Annotated in this window: 19 protein-coding genes; 14 read left to right on the forward strand and 5 right to left on the reverse strand. The window is 56.4% G+C overall.

Features of this window, described 5'->3' with window-relative positions; all coding sequences use genetic code 11:
* Positions 1-2 precede the first annotated feature (2 nt).
* Entirely contained in the window at positions 3-1,133 is a 1,131-nt protein-coding gene (locus A8990_RS05765; RefSeq protein ID WP_116188074.1) for a TFIIB-type zinc ribbon-containing protein, read from the forward strand.
* A 258-nt stretch (positions 1,134-1,391) separates the two neighbouring features.
* On the opposite strand, the gene A8990_RS05770 is transcribed toward A8990_RS05765, so the two are convergent.
* Both A8990_RS05770 and A8990_RS05775 read right to left on the reverse strand, forming a co-directional pair.
* Positions 1,392-2,225: a 1,4-dihydroxy-6-naphtoate synthase gene (locus A8990_RS05770; protein ID WP_116188075.1), complete on the reverse strand. Its 834-nt coding sequence runs from the start codon at positions 2,223-2,225 to the stop codon at positions 1,392-1,394.
* Positions 2,222-2,935, reverse strand: coding sequence for a futalosine hydrolase (locus tag A8990_RS05775; RefSeq protein ID WP_116188076.1), 714 nt, complete (start codon positions 2,933-2,935; stop codon positions 2,222-2,224). Before A8990_RS05775 ends, A8990_RS05770 begins: the two co-directional genes overlap by 4 nt.
* Positions 2,936-3,402: 467 nt before the next feature.
* Between A8990_RS05775 and A8990_RS05780 the strand changes: the two genes are divergently transcribed.
* The 3 genes from A8990_RS05780 to A8990_RS05790 all read left to right on the forward strand — a co-directional run bounded on the left by A8990_RS05780 (position 3,403) and on the right by A8990_RS05790 (position 6,465).
* Positions 3,403-4,377, forward strand: coding sequence for a quinone oxidoreductase family protein (locus A8990_RS05780; RefSeq protein WP_116188077.1), 975 nt, complete (start codon positions 3,403-3,405; stop codon positions 4,375-4,377).
* A 50-nt stretch (positions 4,378-4,427) separates the two neighbouring features.
* Entirely contained in the window at positions 4,428-4,706 is a 279-nt protein-coding gene (locus A8990_RS05785; protein WP_116188078.1) for a hypothetical protein, read from the forward strand.
* A gap of 190 nt (positions 4,707-4,896) precedes the next feature.
* Complete coding sequence (locus A8990_RS05790) at positions 4,897-6,465, forward strand: flavin monoamine oxidase family protein (RefSeq protein WP_245995860.1); 1,569 nt, start codon at positions 4,897-4,899, stop codon at positions 6,463-6,465.
* Between the two features lie 22 nt (positions 6,466-6,487).
* Here A8990_RS05790 and A8990_RS05795 read toward each other — a convergent pair whose 3' ends face one another.
* Complete coding sequence (locus A8990_RS05795) at positions 6,488-6,610, reverse strand: DUF4023 family protein (protein WP_116188079.1); 123 nt, start codon at positions 6,608-6,610, stop codon at positions 6,488-6,490.
* A gap of 444 nt (positions 6,611-7,054) precedes the next feature.
* Between A8990_RS05795 and A8990_RS05800 the strand changes: the two genes are divergently transcribed.
* The 3 genes from A8990_RS05800 (at position 7,055) to A8990_RS05810 (ending at position 10,141) form a co-directional block, all read left to right on the forward strand.
* On the forward strand, positions 7,055-7,888 hold the full coding sequence (locus A8990_RS05800; RefSeq protein ID WP_245995861.1) for a sulfite exporter TauE/SafE family protein: 834 nt from the start codon (positions 7,055-7,057) through the stop codon (positions 7,886-7,888).
* A 17-nt stretch (positions 7,889-7,905) separates the two neighbouring features.
* Positions 7,906-8,877 (forward strand): AraC family transcriptional regulator, encoded by a 972-nt coding sequence (locus A8990_RS05805; RefSeq protein ID WP_116188080.1) that lies wholly within the window; start codon positions 7,906-7,908, stop codon positions 8,875-8,877.
* A gap of 136 nt (positions 8,878-9,013) precedes the next feature.
* A complete protein-coding gene (locus A8990_RS05810) occupies positions 9,014-10,141 on the forward strand; it encodes a glycosyltransferase WbsX family protein (RefSeq protein ID WP_116188081.1) in 1,128 nt (375 codons plus the stop codon).
* A 298-nt stretch (positions 10,142-10,439) separates the two neighbouring features.
* Here the strand turns inward: A8990_RS05810 and A8990_RS05815 are convergent, their stop codons facing one another.
* Positions 10,440-13,295, reverse strand: coding sequence for a response regulator (locus A8990_RS05815; protein WP_116188082.1), 2,856 nt, complete (start codon positions 13,293-13,295; stop codon positions 10,440-10,442).
* Between the two features lie 178 nt (positions 13,296-13,473).
* The gene (locus A8990_RS05820; protein WP_116188083.1) at positions 13,474-14,703 is read right to left on the reverse strand and encodes a multidrug effflux MFS transporter; all 1,230 of its coding nucleotides are present in this window, start codon (positions 14,701-14,703) and stop codon (positions 13,474-13,476) included.
* A gap of 211 nt (positions 14,704-14,914) precedes the next feature.
* Between A8990_RS05820 and A8990_RS05825 the strand changes: the two genes are divergently transcribed.
* The 7 genes from A8990_RS05825 to A8990_RS05855 all read left to right on the forward strand — a co-directional run bounded on the left by A8990_RS05825 (position 14,915) and on the right by A8990_RS05855 (position 22,110).
* Complete coding sequence (locus A8990_RS05825) at positions 14,915-15,742, forward strand: amino acid ABC transporter substrate-binding protein (protein WP_281272486.1); 828 nt, start codon at positions 14,915-14,917, stop codon at positions 15,740-15,742.
* 18 nt (positions 15,743-15,760) lie between these two features.
* On the forward strand, positions 15,761-16,438 hold the full coding sequence (locus A8990_RS05830) for an amino acid ABC transporter permease (protein ID WP_116188084.1): 678 nt from the start codon (positions 15,761-15,763) through the stop codon (positions 16,436-16,438).
* A 27-nt stretch (positions 16,439-16,465) separates the two neighbouring features.
* Positions 16,466-17,212, forward strand: coding sequence for an amino acid ABC transporter ATP-binding protein (locus A8990_RS05835; protein ID WP_116188239.1), 747 nt, complete (start codon positions 16,466-16,468; stop codon positions 17,210-17,212).
* Positions 17,213-17,894: 682 nt separating this feature from the next.
* On the forward strand, positions 17,895-19,229 hold the full coding sequence (locus tag A8990_RS05840; protein WP_116188085.1) for an arsenic transporter: 1,335 nt from the start codon (positions 17,895-17,897) through the stop codon (positions 19,227-19,229).
* 42 nt (positions 19,230-19,271) lie between these two features.
* Entirely contained in the window at positions 19,272-19,952 is a 681-nt protein-coding gene (locus A8990_RS05845) for a DUF2642 domain-containing protein (RefSeq protein ID WP_116188086.1), read from the forward strand.
* A 302-nt stretch (positions 19,953-20,254) separates the two neighbouring features.
* Positions 20,255-21,070, forward strand: a complete 816-nt coding sequence (locus tag A8990_RS05850; protein WP_116188087.1) for an electron transfer flavoprotein subunit beta/FixA family protein — start codon at positions 20,255-20,257, stop codon at positions 21,068-21,070.
* Between the two features lie 17 nt (positions 21,071-21,087).
* Complete coding sequence (locus A8990_RS05855) at positions 21,088-22,110, forward strand: electron transfer flavoprotein subunit alpha/FixB family protein (RefSeq protein ID WP_116188088.1); 1,023 nt, start codon at positions 21,088-21,090, stop codon at positions 22,108-22,110.
* Position 22,111: the final 1 nt, after the last annotated feature.

The raw sequence follows: 22,111 nt of genomic DNA on the forward strand, positions 1-22,111 counted from the left end.
TTATGGCGACCAATGAGTCCTTGAAGGCCGATGACCAATCGACGTCCTTTCCATGTCCTTCGTGCGGCGGCAAGATGCAGTTCGATGTCGACAGCCAGTCGTTGAAATGCGTCTATTGCGGCAGTGAGGCTGCGATTGAGGCAGAAGCTGGTGTAGAACCGGTTGAATATGAGCTTGATTTTGACGATGAGCATGATGCTCATTTGACGGATTGGGGCGTGGAGCAGCAGGTCGTCAAGTGCGACAGCTGCGGCGGCGAAATGCTGCTGCCCGAGAGCCAGACCGCGCTCGTCTGCGCGTTCTGCTCCTCGCCGAAGGTGCTGCCGCAAGGGGCGGCGGACAGTATCCGTCCGGAGTCGCTCATTCCTTTTCAGATTAGTAAGGATGAAGCTGTGACGGCCTTCAATGTGTGGCGGAAGCGGCGATGGTTCATCCCGAGCGCTTTTAAGAAGCAATCCGTTACTTCGAGCGTGAACGGGGTTTATGTCCCTTTCTGGACATTCGATGCGGAGTCGTATTCGACTTATCGGGTGGAGATCGGTACGTATCACTATCGGCATGAGACGCGCACAAGAGTCGTGAACGGCAAGACGGAGACGTATACGGAGCAGGTGCGCTACACCGTATGGCATTGGAGCAGCGGCGATTACGACCGTGTGTTCGATGACGTGCTCATCCCTGCCTCTGGGCAGTATGACAGCAAGCTGCTGAAGAAGCTGAACGACTTCGAATTGGAGGACCTGGTGCCGTACAAACCCGAGTATCTGAGCGGGTTCATTGCGGAGCGATACACCGTCTCGCTGAAGGAAGGCGCGCAGCAGGCGGATGAATGGATGGCTTCGGCGCTCCGAAGCGAAATTCGGGGACAGATCCACGGCGACGAGGTTCGCAATTTGGATATCGATACGAGGTATTCGAACCGGACGTATAAGCATATTTTGCTGCCGGTGTGGAATGCGAGCTATATGTACAAGAACAAGTCGTACCGGTACATGGTCAACGGCGAAACCGGCGAAGTCATCGGCCGCGTGCCGCGAAGCGCGTGGAAGATCACGCTGTTCGTGCTGTTCTGGGTCGCGGTAGCGGTGGGTATTGTTATTGCGGTGATGGGCGGATCGGGCTCGCCGCAATAGAGCCGGCGCGCGCCCCCTGCACGCTAAACGGTTGCCACGGGGGCTATCTGGCCGCAAGAGGCGATTTTGGAACGCTCACGGTTGCTGCGTCGGCTATTTGTCGATGTTGATAGCGAATTCGGCTGTTTTGGATCAAATAAGCGCTATGGCAACCGTTTAGATTTTAAGAAGGGCTGTTTCTGGGCAAATAGGCGCTGTGGTAACAGTTAGAAGCACAAAAAGCACAACCATCACAGGTTGTGCTTTTTCTCTATTAGTTTACCGGCGCAGCTTGGCGAGGTCGAACTCGGGGACGAGTCCTTCCTTGGCGGCGCGACCGAGCAGTGCTTCAACCGCTGCGTAACCGTCTTCGCCGAGATTCGCGGAGAACTCGTTGACGTAAAGTGCGATATGCTGCTTTTGCACATCGGGAGACATCTCTTGCGCGTGCTCCATGACGTAGCCTTGGGACACCTCGGGATGCTCCCAAGCATATTCAACGGAATCGCGAATCCAAGTCGTGAGCGACTCGATGTCGAGCGAGCGGCGGGCGATGATGGCGCCGAGCGGAATCGGCAGGCCTGTATCGGCTTCCCACCAGCTGCCGAGGTCGGCGAGCAGGTTCAGGCCGTAGTTCTGGTACGTGAAGCGGGCCTCGTGGATCACGAGGCCGGCATCGATCGTGCCTTCCTTGACCGCAGGCATAATTTCATGGAACGGCATGACGATGATTTCCATCTGGCCGCCGGCCACTTGCTGTGCTGCCCAGAGGCGGAACAGCAGGTAGGCCGTGGAGCGCTCGCTTGGTACTGCGACACGTTTGCCTGCAAGCGAAGCTGCCGTCGTGGAGCCGTCCTTGGTCAGGACGAGCGGACCGCAGCCGCGTCCGAGTGCGCCGCCGCAAGGCAGAAGCGCGTAATCGTCGAGCACCCATGGGAGTGCGGCGTAGGAAATCTTCAGCACTTCCGGGCCTGTCCGGTTCGCGGCGAGATTGTTGGTGATGTCGATATCGGCATAGGTGACGTTAAACTCCGGCGCACCTGGAATAAGCCCATGAACCAGGGCGTGAAAAACGAACGTATCGTTCGGGCAAGGCGAGAACGCTATATTCATCCTAAGAGCACCTCCGCAAGAAATGTACTAGCTTGTTCGAGCGCACGCAGCGCATCGCCGATGCGCCACGCATCGCGGTCACGCGGGCCGACCGCGTTCGAGATTGCGCGCAGCTCCAGCGCGGGAACCCCCGCTTGCTGCGCTGCTGTTGCGACGCCGAAGCCTTCCATCGCTTCGGCGGCCGCGCCGGGCACGCGCCGCTCATGCTCCGCAGCGGTGGCGGCGGTGCCCGTCGCCGTTGTGACCGTGAGCACAGGACCCGTGCTCACGGTCAGGCCGGCTTCGCCGCCGAGCTTCGCCGCCAGCGCGCTCGCGAGGCGGGCGTCGGCCGCAATGCGGGATGAGCCGAAGCCGAGCTCATCCACGCTTGCGAAGCCGTCCGGGGTCTCGACCCCGAGATCGGCGGCGATGATGTCGGTCGCGACGACGAGCGACCCGATAGGCGCCCGCCCAGGGAAGCCGCCCGCGATGCCGGCGCTGATCACGAGGCGGTACGCCCAAGCGCCGGCCCCCGTGCCCGCCGAGGCCAGCTTCGCGGCGGTGCCCGCCGCTGCTGCGGCAGGGCCAACGCCTGCAGCGACGACATCGAACCGGTCGTTGCCCTGCAGTCCGCGCAGCACGGCGTCCCGCTCCGCATCGACCGCTGTCACAATCAGAACGCGTCCAAGACAACTGGCAGTGCCTGCGATTTGCACAACTTCTTCACTCATTTGTAAATCCTCCTTCCAAGAAACACGAAACGGTATAAACACTTCCTTTTAATTGTACCGCCCTCATCGGGCAAGTTCAAATTGCGGAGGCTCCCGCCGGGTCGATCCCTCTAAGGAACCGTACGAGCACTATTTCGCCGAAAGCTCCATTCATGAATTTCTAAGGAACCGTACAGGCCTTATTGGGACAATCTTCAGGGAAAAAGGACCAATTTGAGACGAATAGTGTTCATACGATTCCTTAGCGCTCCAAATCGACTCAAAAGGCCGAATAAGGTGCTTTGAGTTCCTTAGCCAGGTGGGCGAGCGTGCTGAGCGTGAGGCATGTTAAGTGGATATGGGTTAAAAGCGTGCTGATAGAGTGCGCGAGTCGTGCTGCAAGCGTAAACTAGCCGCAAAGCGCCGACTTGAGCCGCAGCGCCCATAAGAGTAAGCTGGGAAGGTGATATTAAGGATGAGGTGACAGAATGAAAGCTTTAGTGTTTCATACATTCGGCGGGCCGGAGGTGCTGGCGCTGCAAGAGATTCCTGATCCGGAGCTCAAAGCAGGCACAGTAAAGGTACGCACGGGGGCGATCGGTCTGAACTATGCCGATATTTATCGCCGCCGCGGCAATTACCACTTGGTCGGCCAGCCGCCATACATACTCGGCTACGAAGGAGCCGGCGAAATCGTTGAAGTCGCATCGGATGTGACGGGCTTTGGGGTTGGCGATCGGATTGGCTTCGCCGATGTGCCGCATGCGAATGCAGAGTTCGTCGTCGTACCGGCTGACCGTGCGATTAAGCTGCCAGACGGCATCAGCTACGAGGCTGCCGCGTCCGTGCTGCTGCAAGGATTGACGGCACACTACCTCGTGAACGACAGCTACAAGGTGCAAGCCGGCGACATGGTGCTCGTCCATGCCGCGGCAGGCGGCGTCGGCCAACTTATGATCCAGCTGTGCAAAGCGAAAGGCGCGCGAGTCGTCGGTTTGACGTCAAGCCCGGCAAAGCGCGAAGCGGCGCTAGCCACAGGCGCCGACGAAGTATTCCTATATGGCGACGACTGGGTGAGCAGCGTGCTGGCATGGTCTCAGCAGCAGCAGGCTGAGGGCGTCGATGTCGCCTACGATTCCGTCGGCTCGACGCTGATGGATAGCTTCAAAGCCGTGCGCATGCGCGGCACGGTCGTCTTCTTCGGCATGGCGGGCGGCGACCCGCAGCCTGTCGATCCGCGCATGCTGATGGACACGAGCAAGACGTTGACGGGCGGCGATCTGTGGAACCATGTGACGACGGCGGAGGAGCGGAATCGCCGGGCGGGTTCGCTCTTTGCGGACATGCTTGAAGGCAAGCTCCAGCTCGTTGAACCGAAGACGTTCCCGCTTGCAGACGGTGCAGAGGCGCATCGATACTTGGAGAGCCGGGCGAGCACAGGCAAAATTTTGCTTATTCCGTAAGTGTGCTACAATGAAAGCACCTATTAAATCACGCACAGGAGATGACAACTATGAGCGAACAGATCAATATGAATGAGCTTATCTCGTTTATCGCAGGCAAGACGAAAGCGGATCCGGCCAGCATCGAGCAGGTGCTGAAGCATGAGCAAGCGTACATCAACAACGCGCCTGAAGATAAGAACGGCGAAGTGAACATCGACAGCGACGAGCTTGTCGACTACATCCTTAGCCGTCCCGGTCACAAGCTGGACGAGCCGACTGTCGAGCAAATTCTCGATGCAGAGATGGACTACTTGATGGACAAAGGAATTGCAGGCTACGCCGACTAATTCGTCCACCTGCAGAAGCATACGAAACATAAGGGACGCGTCACCTTCCGAGGTGACGCGTCTTTTCTATTTATTTCCACATACTTGCACGAATGCCGTTCCTCTTAGCGCTTGGCAAGCACATACATGAAGTAGTAGATTGCTAGATTGTCAGACAAGCATAAAAGCCGCTAAGGGGGACCCGTTCGATATGCCGCATACAGCGTTAGCCAATTGGTTCAGAGAGAGATATAAAGAAACGATGGGAGATGAAGATTGGCATTGGCGGGCTCCGCATCCGCTCGCTTCACGGCCTTCGAAGCGGCCCGCGCCTGTATCGCAAGCGGGACATGATCCTGCACCCAGCCGCGCTGCGTCCGCATCCCCGCGAATTGCGATCGTCGGAGCAGGCCTTGCCGGGCTTACGTGCGCCTACCGGCTTCAGCAAGCGGGCTATTCCGCGACGATATTCGAAGCGGATCATCGGCGCTTTAGCGGGCGCTGCGATTCGAAGCGGGGGGTTTTTGACGAAGGGCAAGTGATCGAACGGGGCGGCATGCTGATCGATACGGGGCATATGGCGCTGCGCGGGCTTATTGATGAACTGGGTCTGACGACGACGGATCTGATCGCGTCTCAGGCGGCGGGGACGGAGCCCCTTTACTATTTTGATGGACAGCCTTATACCCTTGAGGAGGCAGCCGCGGATTTCAGACAGGTCATTCCGAAGCTGAACGCGGATGTGCGGCAGGCGGGATTCCCGGCAACCTACAATCAGTATACGGCAAGAGCGCTTGAGCTGGACCAGATGTCGGTTATCGACTGGATTGAAGAGAGCGTCCCTGGGGGCACAAAGTCAAAGCTCGGGAGGCTGATCGATATCGCCTGCAATATCGAGTATGGGGCAGAGTCTGAGGAGCAGAGCGCGCTGAATTTTATCTATCTGCACGAACAGGTGGGGGAGGACGATACGTTCTCGGTCTTCGGCATATCGGATGAGCGGTTTCAGGTCAAGGGCGGCAACGACCAGATCGTGCACCGGCTCGTGGACAGGCTCGCGCCCGGCAATATTCGCAGAGGCACTCGGCTGATTGCGATTGAGGAGCGGCTGGACGGGACGTATCAGCTCACACTTCAGGACCGGGCGGGAATCTATAAAATCGAAGTAGAAGTGGTCGTGTTGACGCTGCCTTTCTCCATTCTGCGCAGCTCGGTCGATTACAGCAAGGCTGGCTTTCGTCCGTTGAAAATCGCGGCGATTGAAGAGCTCGGCATGGGGGCAAACAGCAAGCTCCATCTGCAGTTCAAGGAGCGCTACTGGACGAAGCTTGGCTACAACGGGGATACGATCGCGGACACGGGGTATCAAAATACGTTCGACGTCACTCGCGGTCAGGCCGGCGAGTCGGGCATTCTCGTTCAGTACACGGGCGGCCATGTCGCGGAGGGCATGCATCTGGGATCGCCAATCGAGAGGGCGCATCAATTCCTGCAGCAGCTCGAGCCGTTGCTTCCAGGCATCTCCGCGCAGTGGAACGGCAAGGCGGCACGCGATCATTGGGTGCATAATCCGTTCTCGCTCGGCTCCTACTCCTATCGCAAAATCGGTCAGTTTACGAAGTTCGCAGGCATCGAAGGCGAGTCGGAGGGCCAGCGGGGGAATTGTTATTTTGCCGGGGAGCATACCTCGGTCGTCTATCAAGGATATATGAACGGGGCGGTCGAGAGCGGCGAACAGGCTGCCGATCGCATTAAAAAAGGCGTCAGCCGGTCCATATAGGTCCTAAGCTGACGCCTTTCGTCTATTTATTCGTGCTATGCTGCTTGTTGGCGAGCTGCTTGGCCGGATTCTTGCCTTTCTTATTATGCTCGGCCTTATTCTGCGTGTCATTCAGCTTGTTTACAAAATCACTCGTTTGATCCACAGGTGTCCCTCCTTCTAGGCTCAGGTGCGCATATAGTCTGCCCATCTGCCGGCAGTAAACATGCAGGTTCGGCAGTCTATCCGGCTGCGGTTACGGTATAATACAAGTAGCTGTTGAAGTCCGCCGAACCAGCGGCTTCTTCTGCATGATTATCTCCCTCATAGTGGATATTTCCAATATAGAACGGCTCTTTGAGCAATATTTGCAAGCTATAATGGAAAAATCCACCCACTCCCGTCCGGTATAAGCGGAAATCGCGCTTTTAGCCGATAATGAATGGATAAATTCAATATAGCCGGGCAAAATCGCCGAAATCGGCTCAAATGATTGGAAAAATCCAATATAGCAACTCAAACTCAAACTCAAACTCAAACTCAAACTCAAACTCTAACTCAAACGCTGCCTGCCATTATTCTACTTTTTGGAAAAGAGGGTCTATCACTCGTGAATCCAGACGCCTTCATGTGGGACTTGCCCACAATGCTTGTCCTGTTCGTGCTCGGCCTTGTCGCTTCCACCTTCGGCGCTATCGTCGGGCTTGGAGGCGGCGTTATTCTCGTGCCCGCGCTGCTGCTGCTCGGCCCGTCTATGCTCGGCATGGATGTCGATACGACGCTCGCGGTCGGCGTCTCCCTCGGCGTACTCGTGTTCACGTCGCTGTCGTCGACGCTGACGTTCATGCGCGAGGGCAAGACGGACCTCCGCAGCGCGCTCTTCTTCGCCATCTCTAGCGGGCCGATGTCGATGGCTGGAGCAAGTCTTACCTCGCTCTTCAACCCGGACATGTTCCGCCGGGCGTTCGGTATCTTCATGCTGGTCATGGTCGTTCTGATGCTACTGCGCAGCCGGATCAAGCCGTATCGGGGGCGCTGGCGCTACAACCGCTTGTACGTCGATGACAGCGGGACTGTCAAGCACTACGGCTATAACGCGCTTCCTGCGCTGCTTATCGGCGGCATAGTTGGGCTTGTCGCTGGGCTGCTTGGCATTGGCGGCGGCGTGCTGCTTATTCCGGCCATGCTGCTGCTGTTCAGCTTTCCGCCGCATATTGCGACAGCGACCTCGATGGCTGTAATTTTCATCTCCGCCTTGCTCGGCAGCGCCGTCCACCTGTACCGCGGGGAGTGGGACTGGGTGCTCGTCCTATCGCTGGCGCCGGGTGCGCTCATTGGCGGTTGGCTAGGCGCAATCATCTCCCGCCGGATCGGCGGTGTGCTGCTCGTGCGGATTATGTGCGCGGCTTTGCTGTTATTTGCCTGCCGCATGATCATTACATAGGGGAGGGCTCTTATTTCATGGCTTCGATAATCGGTGTAAGTTTGCTGCAGCTCGCGCCTTATGTGCGTTATGTGCACTACAATGAGGGCGACGAGCACTACCGTGTACCTCGGCGAGTGATCTATGACTATGAATTCATCTATATTACGCGAGGCAGCGCGCTCTTCACGCTTGGCGAGGAGGAGCTTCTGCTAAAAGCAGGCGACCTGCACGTTATTCCTCCGTTCACCGTGAATGCGTGCCGAGTTACGCAAGGCGGCTCGTTCTCGTATTACGCCTGCCACTTTGATCCGCTCTATATGGGAGAGGAGCAGGATTTCTCTGATGATATCTACGTCAGCGTCGATTATGCCAATCTGCCCGAAGTGCCGGTGCAGGAAGAGCTGCTGGAGCGTCCTGTTCTGCGGTTCACGGACTTCGAGCTGCCGCCGTATGTGCACTTCGGCGCAGCGCGTGAAGTGACCGAGCGGTTCGCGGACCTGCTTGCTTTGTTCAGCACGCGGCCATTCGGCTACCAGGCGCGGATGCGCGCTTGCCTGCTCGATATTGTCGGCCTGCTGCTCGAGGAGACGCATACGGCGGAGGGGATCAAGCAGGACAGCCCGCATAAAGCGATGATCGCCGAGATGATCGGGCTGATGCAGCGCGGCGATGCAGACCAGGCCGAGCCCGATATCGACGGCGTTGCCCGCAGCTATGGCATGACGCCGAAGTATGCGCGGACGCTGTTCAAGCAAGCGACCGGGCTGTCCTTGACCCGCTATCTAGCGACGCTTCGGATGGAGCGGGCGAAGGAGTTGCTGCGCAGGGGCGGTCTGTCTATCGCCGAGATCGCCGCGCAATGCGGCTATGACGATCTCCATTACTTCAGCCGCCTGTTCAAGAAGCTGGAAGGGATGCCGCCGCGAGCCTATGGAGATTCGCTGCGCGGATCATCGTCCTTACTATTTTCATCGTCTCCATCGTCTTCGTCCTCTTCGTCGTCGTAGTTGGGTTCTTGTCGCCGTTTGTGCAAAAAGAAGCGCTTACGCTCCAAATACATCACCAACCCGGTTGATGTAGGATGAACCTAATAGAATCTTGAATTTTGAATCTGGATTCAATTCTCCGGGAGGGTATCAGCCGATGAGCAAACGGTATGAAGCAGCGGTTTACTATTTTCCGAACTATCATGTGGACCCGCGGAACGAAGCTTGGCACGGCAAAGGCTGGACGGAATGGGAGCTGACGAAGCGGGCAACGCCGCGGTTCGAAGGGCATGAGCAGCCGAAGGTGCCGCTGTGGGGTTACGAGGACGAGGCAGACCCAGCCGTGCTGGCACGAAAAATCGACGCCGCGGCTGATCACGGCATTGACGCGTTTATTTTCGACTGGTACTGGTACGAGGATGGTCCGTACTTGGACCGCGCGCTGGAGAAGGGATTCCTTGAGGCGCCGAACAGCGACCGCTTGAAGTTCGCGCTCATGTGGGCGAACCACGATTGGATCGATATTCACCCGGCTCAGCGGAGCAAGCCGCTCAATGTGCTCGCGGAAGGGACGGTCAGCCGGACGGCGTTCACGCAGGCAACGGATCATATGATTCAGACGTACTTCAACCGCTCGAACTACTGGCGCGTCGACGGCAAGCTCTACTTCTCGGTGTATGAGCTGATGAGTCTCGTGAAAGGTCTTGGCGGCATCGATGCGACGAAGGAAGCGCTGGACGACTTCCGAGATCGCGTGCGCGCGGCGGGACTTGGCGAGCTCCATCTGAACGGGGTCGTATGGGGCGTGCAGATTCTTCCGGGCGAGGAGCGCATCTCGAATCCGGCAGAGATGATTACGGCGCTTGGCATCGACAGCGTATCCTCGTATGTTTGGATTCACCATCAGGAGCTGCCGGTGTTTCCAGAGACGCCTTACGCAGAGATTGCGGAGAAGTCCGCCGAAGATTGGGAGAAATTCAGCGGCGCCTACGGCGTGCCGTACCTCCCGAACGTGACGATGGGCTGGGACTCATCGCCGCGCACGGTACAATCCGATGTCTATGAGAATCTCGGCTACCCGCATATGGGCATGCTGTCCGGCAACACGCCGGAGCTGTTCCGGCAGTCGCTTGAGCGGATGAGAGCTTTCCTGGACCGGGACATCAACGGGTTCAAGGCGTTCACGATCAATGCCTGGAATGAATGGACCGAAGGCAGCTATTTGGAGCCGGATACGAAGAACGGCATGGCCTACCTGGAAGCGGTCAAGCAGGTGTTTGGCTGATTGTAAAAAGGAGCGGGCACACTTGGTGTGCCCGCTCCTTTTGTTATCGTAAGTGATTCCCGCCCCGGCCGTTTACCACTTCGGACTTTGGATAAGTGCAAATAGGCACTTATTAAAGGTGGAATCACGGTAATGCGCCGGTATAAGTGCAATAATGCACTTATTTTCGGCAGAATAAGCGATTCCGCCGTGGTAGGCCAGAAATTAGTGTATATTTGCACCTATTCCGGGAGAAAGGAGACTAGGCAAGTGGAATAAGTGTATTTTTGCACTTATACGCGAGTATTCTTAGGAGCCTTCACTCAATCCAGCTCGCCTCAAGCAGCACCGCCTGCAGCTCCTGCTCCCCGTCGAGCAGCAGCGCGCTCGCTGCCTCGTGATCGTCAGCCTGCAGCGCAGCTTGCAGCTTCGCCATCAAATCGGCTAACCGGTCGGCGCCGATGTTGGAGGCGACGCCCTTCAGCGTGTGGACATGCAGCACCGCGTTCTTCACGTCGCCGGCTGCGATAGCTTCGCGCGCCTCTCGCAGGCCGATCGCGTGTTTGTTCGCGAACAGCCCGATGATCTGGCGGTACAACGCTGTGTTCCCGCTTAGCCGCCCAATCGCGGCGGCTTGGTCGAGATGCGGCGCAGCTTTGGCGGCCGCAGCTTCCGCCGCCCCGGCGGCCGTTTCTTGCTCCCGCGTCCGCTGCATATGGCGCTGAAGCATGCTGTACAGGTCGATCGGATCGAACGGCTTCGTCAAGTACCCGTTCATGCCGACCGACAGCACCTCGTTCTCCACGCCTTTCATTGCGTCGGCGGTCATGGCAATAATCGGGACTTCCGCGCGGCCTGCCACCGACTGGCGAATCGCCTTGGTCGCTTCGTAGCCATCCATCACCGGCATTTGCAGATCCATCAGAATCGCGTCATACCTTCGCTCTGCCGCATATTGCACGGCAATTTCGCCGTTATTCGCGACGTCGACGCCAATGCCGACTTCGCGGAGCAGCTCTCTGGCAACGAGCTGATTAATCTCGTTATCCTCAACGAGCAGCACGACGGCATCCTGGAGCGATGCGAATTGAATCGAGTAATCCGTCGTCGACCGCTTCGACGCAAAATGCGGCTGAAACAGCGTAATGATCTCGTTATAGAGCTGGGATTGGCTAATCGGGTGAAGCAGTGTTTTGGCTATGGCAGCCGACTGTGAAGCCATTTGGAGCTCCGCCTCATGGTAGGCGCTAATTAAGATGATCGATTGGCTCGGCGAAGTGAACATAGCGTGGATTGTGTCCGCAAGACGGAGCACATCCGTACCGCTCAACCTCCAGTCCAGCAGGATCAAATCATATATGCCGCCGCGGGATATATTTTGCAACGCATCCTCTGCACTTTGCGCAGTGCTGACGACGAACTGGAACTGCTCCAGCTGGCTGCACAGCACCCGCTGCATTTGGCTGTCGTCACAAATAATAAGGACGCGCAGAAATGTCAGCTGCGGACTAATTTCCTGTGCGGCAACGGCGGGAATTGCAGCTACCGTGAACGGCGCCTTGAATGTGAAGCTGCTTCCGCTGCCAACCTTGCTCTCGACATCAATTTTCCCTCCCATGAGCTCCGCCAAATTTTTGCTGATGATAAGTCCGAGTCCGGTTCCTCCGAATTTCCGTGTTGTGGTCATATCGGCCTGTGTAAACTCTTTGAATAAGCTGCCAAGCTGTTCTTCGTTCATTCCAATGCCGGTGTCGCGAATGTTGAAGGACAGCACCGACGTCTGATCCCGCTGCAAGATTCGATTGACGGAGATCGTAATTTGCCCCTGCGACGTGAACTTGATCGCATTATTGGCCAGATTGAGCACAATTTGGAGTACCCGGAAAGGATCGCCGACGAGCATCTGCGGCACATCGGGATGTACGAAGAAGTGGAACCGCAGGCCTTTCTCATTGGCCTTAAAGCTCATCATGCTCGATACATTGTACAGCACCTCGTACAGGTCGAACTCGACCTTTTCCAGCACGATTTTGCCAGCTTCAATCTTGGAGAAGTCCAGGATGTCATTTACGATGGTGAGCAAGCTCTTCGCCGCCGTTATGATCTTGTCGATGTAGCCCCGCTGCTGCTCGTCGAGCCGCGATTGCTGCAGGATATAATTCAGTCCCACGATGGCGTTGATCGGCGTCCGGATCTCATGGCTCATCTGCGCGAGAAACTGGCTTTTGGCGCGGCTGGCGGCATCGGCCTCCTTGCGTTTCTGCAGATCGGTAATATCGATCGCGTTGCCGATGATGTCTGTGAGCTGTCCGTTCTGAATGACCGGCTGCAGGGTGATATGTACGGCAATTCCAGCCATCATCGTCTCGTAGGAGACCGTCTCGTCGTTCGAGAATTTGGTGTGATTCTGGTCCAGAAAATCAATGAAGTCGTCTTTGAAAAGCTCGGTTTCGGCAAAAGACTTGTTATGCAGCATCGATGGCAGCAGTCCGATCTTCTTAAGCAGCTGCCCTTCCGCGAGATTGTAGTAGTACGTACCGTGCTTCGGCTGGAAGCGGAACGTAAGTCCGGGCTGCATGCGCAGCATGCCGATCATGTCTTGTTCCACTTGCGTGATGCGATTGCGGTTGTGGTGGTTGTGGACTAAGTAGTAGAGAAAGCCCGCGATTAAGAAGGAGTAGCAAGCTTGGCTGACGATGTATGCCCAAACGGTTTCTAGGGTGATTTGGCCTGCAAGCCATAGCACGAAGTAGTAGTAATTGAGCAGAAACAGGGAGCCGACGATCCACTTGACCCCGTATGATTTGATGCGAGTGAACAGATAGCCGGTACCGAAAGCAGCGGAGAAACCAATCGCCATCTGCACCAGATTAAGCGAGCCTTCCTTCAAATAACGTCCAATATAGACGACGATGAGCTCCGCAATGGCCCCGATTGGACCGCCGAAATAGGAGGCCAGCATAAGGGCGATGCCACGCATGTTCAGCGGTGTATTATTGGTCGTCGTAATGCTGAAGAACAGCAACATAACGCCCAAAAGGCCGAACACGGCGCCCGCTGTCAGCTTATATTTCCAGGTTGGTTGCGGATCACGTTCATCGCGAATGAAGAAGGGGGAGGCAAAGAAGAGATAGACCGACAAAATAGCGAAATTGAGGATAAGGTCCCTAAGCAAGCGCGATCACCTTCCGATTCTGTTGTCCTATCTAATGTAACGCATAACGGGATTAGCTGTATAGGACTATGTTTACAATTGATGGCAGATTTGATCGCAAGGAAGGAGCTGTTATCGATAAAAAAACCCTTCGCGGTGAAGGGATTTTGGTTCGAGCGTGTATAGGTTAGGAATTAGACTAAGAAGCTCTTGCCTGTGCTTTGCGCGCAAGCAGGAAGTAGAGCAGGAGCGCGCTGACATCCAGCGCAGCGATGATGATGCCCATCGGAATCGCCGTTCCGCTGCCGGCAATGCCGACGAACGGCGCAACGATCGAGCCGAACATGAAGGACATGAGCCCTTGCAGCGCCGATGCACTGCCGGCCGATTGCCCTTGACCCTGCATCGCGAGCGAGAAGCCCATCGTCGACACTATCCCGACGCTTGCGACGACGAAGAAGAGGGGGATAAGTACGAGCACCAGCTGGGCGTGAGCGAGCAGCATCGCAAGCAGGACGACGCCGCCAACCGCGGCGATGCTAAGGCCAGTGACGAGCAGCTTCACTTCGTTGAAGCGGCCAGCGAGGCGTCCCGCCAATTGGCTGGCGAGAATGATGCCAAGCCCGTTAATGGCGAAGCAGAGGCTGAACATCTGCGGCGATACACCGTAGATGTCCTGCAGCACGAACGGCGAACCGGAGATGTAAGCGAACATCGCCGCCATGACGAAGCCTTGCGCGAGGGCGTAGCCCATGAACACGCGGTCGGTGAGCAGGCGGCGGAACGTAATCACCGTGTTCAGTATGCCGCCTTTGGCTCGCCGCTCACGCGGCAATGTCTCTGGCAAGCCGAACAGTACGGCGACGAACATGATAAGTCCGATGGAGGCGAGTACGACGAACACGCCTTGCCAGGTCGTGAAGTGCAGCAGTTGCCCGCCTACAATTGGCGCGGCAATCGGCGCGATGCCGTTGACGAGCATGAGCAGCGCGAAGAACCGCGTCAGCTCTGGGCCGGTGTACAAGTCGCGCACGACGGCGCGCGCGATAACGATGCCCGCCGAGCCGGCGAGCCCTTGGATGAAGCGCAGCACGATGAATGTGCCGATCGACGGCGCGATAGCGCAGAGCAGCGAGGATACGGCGTACAGGATGAGGCCGGTCAGCAGCGGCCCTCTGCGGCCGCGCACGTCGCTGACCGGGCCGGCGAAGAGCTGGCCGATCGCGAGCCCGATGAGGCACGCCGTCAGGCTGAGCTGCGCGAGCGATGTGCTCGTATGCAGGTCGTTCGCGAGCTTCGGCAGCGCAGGCAAATACATATCGAGCGACAGCGGTCCGAACGCGCTGAGCGAGCCGAGCACCGCTGCGGTCCACAGCCGCCGGGAACGGGGCATGGCCGCAGGCAGGCTGGTAGCTTGATCGTTTATCATAGAGCGGATGATTCCTTTCTTTGTTGCGATTTTGTTGCATGAGATGACCTTAGAAGCCGGCCGATTATAAGATGAAACCCATTATAGAACCGCCCCCAAAGGCTGTCAACGAACAAGCCCGGTATTCTGGCGAACGGGTGGAAGCCCAGGAGGAATGAACCAACTGCGAAGCTGGCATACTATCCAAAGATAGGCAAAGGGAGGCATTTTTATGATCAATTGGCATTGGCGATCTATGCGAAATACGGGGCTCGCGGCAGTCGTGCTGCTGTCACTTACGGCATGCGGCAAGAACAATGATTCGGGAAACAATGTAGCGGAAGCTCCGGGCAAAACGACTCTGCTCGATTCCATCAAGTCCAGCGGTGAAATCAAGATCGGGACGGAAGGCACGTATGCGCCGTTCTCGTTTCACGATAAAGACGGGAAGCTGACCGGCTTCGATGTGGAAGTTGCGGAGGAAGTGGCGAAGCGAATCGGCGTGAAGCCGAACTTTGTGGAGACGAAGTGGGACGGCATGCTGGCGGGGCTTGATGCGAAAAGGTTCGATATGGTCGCCAACGAAGTGACGATTCGGGAGGACCGCCAGGCGAAATATGATTTCTCCGACCCGTATATCGTTTCGAAGGCGGTCCTCATCGTGAAGGACAGCAACAACGATATTAAGAAGCTGGCTGATTTGAAGGGCAAAAAATCAGGCCAATCCCTCACGAGCGACCTTGGCGATATTGCGAAGGGCAACGGAGCGGAGATCGTGCAGATCGACGGCTTCAACCAGGCGATCGACCTGCTCGTGTCGGGGCGGATCGATGCAACGATCAATGATAAGCTGAGCTATCTGGATCTGAAGAAGCAGAAGCCGGATGTACCGATCAAGGTCGTCGATGAGACGAATAACGCGTCGCAGAGCGGACTGCTGTTCCATAAAGGCAATGGGGAGCTGGTGACCGCAGTGAATAAAGCATTGTCGGATATGAAGGCAGACGGGAAGTACCTGGAGATATCGACCAAATATTTTGGCGAGGATGTATCGAAGTAGTGAAGGCGGTTAGTCCTTATGAGTGATCATTCAGAGCGGCTGTGGCAGATTTTTACCGATTCGTTTCTGCCTCTGCTGCACGCGGGAGTTGCTTTTACTGTACCGCTGACGCTCATCTCGTTCGTGCTCGGCCTGCTGCTCGCACTGGTGACTGCACTCGTGCGCCTTTCCGACATCCCCGTGCTGTCCTGGATCGCGCGCTTCTATGTGTGGATTATTCGCGGTACGCCTCTGATTGTGCAGCTGTTTATTATCTTCTACGGGCTGCCGAGCCTTGGCATTCTCATTAACGCGTTTCCAGCAGCGGTGATCGGCTTTACGCTTAGCGTCGGCGCTTATGGCTCCGAGATTATCCGGGCGGCGATCATCTCGATTCCGCGCGGGCAGTGGGAGGCAGCGTACTCGCTTGGGCAGACGAGGCTGCAGGCGCTGCGCCGGATTATTTTGCCGCAGGCTGCGAGAGTGTCTGTACCGCCATTGTCGAACTCGTTCATCAGCTTGGTGAAGGATACGTCGCTGGCGGCAACGGTGACGGTCATCGAGCTGTTCGCGAAGGGGCAGCAGATAGTGGCGGCGACGTATGAGCCCATGCTCATTTATTGCGAGGTGGCGCTGATCTATCTCATTCTGTGTACAGTGCTTGCGGTGCTGCAGCGCAGACTTGAGCGGTATTATGAGCGGTTTGATGTGAGGTAAGAAGGAGGCGGGTGGCGAGCAATGGCGATGATTGAGGTGCGTGGCCTGACGAAAACCTTCGGAGAGGTGGCTGTGCTGAAGGGCATCGACTTAACGCTGGAACGGGGCAGCGTGCTCGTCATTATTGGGCCGTCCGGCTCCGGCAAGTCGACGCTGCTGCGCTGCTTGAACGTGCTGGAGACGCCGAGTTCCGGCACGATTGCAATCGGCAATGCTGGCATTGCATTCGCGGGCGGCACTCGGGTGCGACAGGCGGATGTGCTTCAGCTGCGGCGGCAGTCGGGCATGGTGTTCCAGGCGTATCATCTGTTCCCGCATATGACGGCGCTTCAGAACGTGATGGAAGGGCAGATCACATCGCTGCGCCGGCCGAAGGAAGAGGCGCGGGAGAGGGCTATGCGGCTGCTCGCGAAAGTCGGGCTCGAGACGAGAGCGGACTCGTACCCGCACCAGCTATCCGGCGGTCAGCAGCAGCGGGTGGGCATTGCGCGGGCGATGTCGATCGATCCGCAGCTGCTCCTGTTCGACGAGCCGACCTCGGCGCTTGACCCGGAGCTTGTGCGGGAAGTGCTGAAGGTCATCCGCGAGCTGGCGCAGGAGGGGCGGACGATGATTGTCGTCACGCACGAAATGAAGTTCGCCCGCGAGGTGGCGGATCGGATCATTCTAATCGATGAAGGCGTCATCGTGGAAGAGGGACCGCCTGAGCAGCTGTTCGGCAGCCCGAAGCAGGAGCGGACGAGGCAGTTTTTGTCGCGAATTATGGGCGACTGAGCGGAGTCGTAGTGGTAATAAAGCAAGTGTAAACGGGAGCGGTATTTGTTGTTGCGGCAGAGCGAGGGCTCTGCCGCTTTTTCGTGTGTTGCGCGGCCGTGAGGGTGGGTGCTGAGAGAGCTTATATGGTCTCTCGCAGTTGAAAATGCGAGAGAAAGAAGCTGAGAGAGCCAAAACGGATTTCTCGCAGTCGAACCACCGGGAATAGGTTGCTGAGAAATCCAATATGGCTCTCTTAGCACCAGAAGTAGCTGGAATGGCATGTTGCGGTGAGCTGAGAGTCGGAAAATCCGTCTCTCAGGAGCAGATTCGCTGGAAAAACTCGCTGAGAGTCGGAAAACCCGACTCTCGCTCATCCGCCATCGACGAAACAGGTCACTGTGGAGCCTGAGAGTCGGAAAACCCCCAACCTAGGCGCTAGGCACCTATACACACCGTACAACTATCAATCAGAGATAGATATCAATAATTGATAGGAGATGGTTTTCATAGAGTTAGGGATATTGACCAGTACGAGCCATCCGCCGTGTACATATAAATACAGTACATCACTGCTATAGCAGGCAGTCGCAGGGAGGGAATCTATGAAAATTGCAGCACGAGGAAGGTAGCCATCCCGCAAGCTTAAGAAGGTTCCGAAAGGAGAATAGAAGATTAGAGAATCTTGAAAAGAGGGTAAAGCATGCACGACATCATGGACATTCTCACCGTATGTATATTCTTCCTGACGATCGGCTTCATCTTCTGGAAACCGAATATTAACGAGGCGATACCGGCGACCGTTGGCGCCGCGCTGGTGATGCTGACCGGCACCGTAACGCTCTCCGACCTCGGCGCAATTACAGAGACCATAAGCGGTGCCGCCATTACCATCATCGCGACCATCGTCATGGCGATCGTTCTTGAAAGCTTCGGCTTCTTCAATTGGGCAGCCGAAATCCTCACCCGCTCAGCCCGAGGCTCCGGCATTCGCTTGTTTTGGCTGACGAACCTGTTCTGTTTTCTAATGACGCTCTTCGTCAACAACGACGGCAGCATCCTCATTACCACCCCAATCCTGCTCATGATGCTGAAGAACATAGGGCTCAAAAATCACCAGAAAATCCCTTATCTGCTCTCCGGCGCATTGATCGCCACCGCATCCAGCGCTCCGATTGGCGTCAGCAACATCGTCAACCTCATCGCGCTCAAGATCGTCCACATGAGCCTCTACATGCAAGCGGCGATGATGTTTGTTCCGGCATCGATCGGGCTGCTGCTGCTCGCTTTCCTGCTGTTCGCCGTCTTTTACCGCACATTGCCGAAGAAGCTGCCCGAAATACCTTCATGGAAGCTGACACCCGGAGGCCATCCGCTCATGGGAGAAGCGCCGCCGAAGGCATACCGCGCCAATCTTATGCGAGGTATCTTGATCTTCGTTTTTTGCGTCAGAATTAGCCTGTTCGTTGCTTCATATCTGCATTTTCCGATATCGGCAATGGCTGTAATCGGCTCCGTGCTCCTGCTTGGATGGCGCTGGTTCCACCTCAAGGTACCGCCAATCGATATGCTGAAGAAGACGCCTTGGTATATTTTGATCTTTGCTTTTAGTATGTACGTCATCATCTATGGACTCAGAAATATCGGCCTGACCGAGTGGCTCATCCACTTCCTGCAGCCCCTTGTTACCGGCAGCCTGCTGCATGCGAGCGTGTTGATGGGCGGCCTGCTCAGCGTCTTATCCAATATGTTCAACAACCATCCGGCTCTCATGGTCGGCACGCTTACTTTAACGAATATGGGACTCGATCCTCTAACGCTGAAAGTCTCCTATCTTGCAAGCGTAATCGGAAGCGACGTCGGCTCGCTCCTGCTGCCGATCGGTACGCTGGCCACGATTATGTGGATGCACATCATGAGGAAAGGCGGCGTGAAGATCACCTGGGGCCAATATGTGAAAGTGACGATAGTGGTGATTCCGATTACGGTGCTGTTTACGCTGGTATTGCTGCACTACTGGGTTTCGTGGATATTTTGAACAATTCTATAAACAATTCTAAAACAGTGAGGGGGTACTAGTTTGAATGACTTCAAGTCGTTAATCGGTAACAAGGTCGTGATAGAAGTGTCGGGCAAGCGGATGCTGCCGGGCAAGCTGATCGACGTCGGTTCCGACATGGTTGTCCTCCTGCATCAGCTGCGGTATCTCTATATTCCGCTGGCGCATGTGCACAATCTGAAGGTGGATTTCTTGGGGGAGGAAGGAAGTGAGGGCAGCGACCAGGCTGACGAGCCATCCGTAGGACTTCAAGTGGAAGATATGAATGTAGCGAAAATATTACAGGAAGCCAAGGGTCTCTTCGTCGAGATTTATGTCAGCGGCAACAAGTCGATTCACGGGCATTTGAACGGCATTATGAATGATTATTTTACACTCTACTCGCCCATTTACGGCACGGTCTATATCGCGACGCACCATATGAAGTGGCTGATTCCGTATCCAACATCGCATGTTCCTTATGCCAAGTCGACAGGCACCATTCCGGCAGGACAAACACAGTCAAATAGTGCCAAGACATTGGGCGAGCTATTCAAGAAAGAGGAGGGCAAAATGGCGGTCATCGACCTGAGCAGCGCCTCCGAGAGAATCGGCGTCATCAAGCGCATAAGCGGCAGCGGCATGATCAATTTGATCGACGCAGAAGGCTATAGCACGCTGCACAATATCGTGCATGTGAAGACGATGGTTGTTCCGAAGTAGGGAGTTTGGGAGTTTAGGAGGCGGAGGGTATCATGAACGTCACGGCCCCACGCAAAAAAAGAGACCTTCGGTAGAAGGCCTGAAAAGAGATTCATGCACACCATAGTTTATGTATACGAGAGAGAGAAGGCGTGAGGAATTTGTCCGCGCAGACAAGCTTGCGTGACCAAAAATAGATAGATGCCGCGGGGCTGCTGAGAAAGCAACCTTTTTTGTGCACTCGTCCTTTCGAACTATGCATTTTCTCTTCCAAAGGCCTATATATTTTAATCATAAGACGAGAGGTGTGAGGTGCTGAAGGGATGCTGCATATTGTCGCCTGCATTAAGCAGGTGCCGGATACGAAGATCATCAAGATGAATCCGAAGACGAATACGATGGATCGTGCCAGCGCTCCGGCGATTCTGAATCCCTATGATGCGCATGCGGTGGAGGAAGCGGTTCGATTGAAGCAGCGCTACGGGGGCATCGTGTCCGTCCTGACGATGGGACCGCCGCCGGCTGTCAAAGCGATTCGCAAATGCATCGAGATCGGCGCAGACGAGGGCTATATGATTTCGGATCGGGCGTTCGCCGGCGCGGACACGCTGGCTACAAGCTACGCATTAACGAAAGCGCTTCAAAAAATCGGCAAGGAGCAGCCGATCGATCTTATTATTTGCGGCAAAATGACGATCGACGGCGACACTGGCCAAGTCGGACCTGGCATTGCGCGTCGACTAGACATTCCTCCTCTAACGAGCGTGAAGAAGATTGTTGAGATCGACAAGGAGAAGGGCATTGCGATTCTCCACCGCAAGCTGGAGGACGGCTATGAGGTCGTCTCTTCCACGCTGCCATGCTTGTTCTCCGTCGAGAAAGAGATCAACGAGGTGCCTTATTCATCGATGCCGAATATGCTGCGGGCGGCACGGTATAATCCGCATATTTGGTCGGTGAACGAGCTGGAGGATGTGGACCGTACTCAGCTGGGCCTTAAAGGCTCGCCTACGATCGTTTCCTCCGTCTGGGCGCCGCAGAAGCCGCAGGGCGGGCATATGCTCGAGGGCACAACGGGTGAACAGGTGAACCAACTGCTCGGCATTCTGCTTGCGAAGAAGGAATTGTTCGAAGCCTAGATAGGAGGCGAATCCTCTTGAATTTCGATGATTACCGCGGAACGTGGGTGTTCATGGAAGTGAAGGACGGCGCGATAGCGTCCGTCTCGCTGGAGCTGCTCGGCGCGGGCAGGCAGCTGGCGGATAAGCGGAGCAGCGAGCTCGCCGGCGTTCTGATCGGCGATGGCGTGACGTCGCTCGCGCAGGAAGTGATCGAGTACGGGGCGGACGTCGTGTACGTCTACGATGCGCCGATCTATAAACATTACCGCACAGAGACATATATGAAAGCGCTTTTAGCGTGCGTGGAGAAATTTAAGCCGGAGATCTTGCTCTACGGTGCGACCTCCACCGGCAAGGACCTGGCAAGCGCGGTGGCGACGGACCTGCCGACCGGTCTGACGGCGGATACGACGCAGCTCGATGTCGAAGAGGACACCGGCCTGCTGCTGGCGAGCCGTCCGGCTTTCGGCGGCAACATTATGGCGACGATTCTATGTAAGAAATACCGGCCGCAGATGGCGACGGTGAGGCCGAAGGTCGTGCGCGCTTTGCCGCGCGATAAGGAGCGTACGGGCGTTATCTTCGAGGAATCGATACCGATCCATGAGGACGATATCCGCACGAAGGTGCTTGAAATTGTGCGCAATACCATCCAGACGGTGCGCATTAGCGAGGCGGACATTATCGTGTCCGGGGGCAAAGGGATGGGCAGCGCGGCAGGCTTTCAGCTCATTCACAAGCTGGCGGAGGTGCTCGGCGGAGCGGTCGGCGCAAGCCGGGACGTTGTTGAAGCCGGCTGGGTCGGCCACCATCATCAGGTCGGACAGACGGGCGTAACGGTGACGCCGAAGATTTACTTCGCCATCGGCATATCAGGCGCCATCCAGCACATCGTCGGGATGCAGAACTCGGGGCTCATCATCGCGATCAACAAGGACCCGAATGCGTTAATCTTTCAATCCTGCCACTACGGCATTGTCGGTGACGCGTTCGAGATTATCCCGCTGCTCATCGAGCAGTTCAGGGGCGCGCTCGGCAAGCCGGCGCTGGCGACGTAGA

Source organism: Paenibacillus taihuensis (assembly GCF_003386535.1).
Taxonomy (GTDB): domain Bacteria; phylum Bacillota; class Bacilli; order Paenibacillales; family Paenibacillaceae; genus Paenibacillus_Z; species Paenibacillus_Z taihuensis.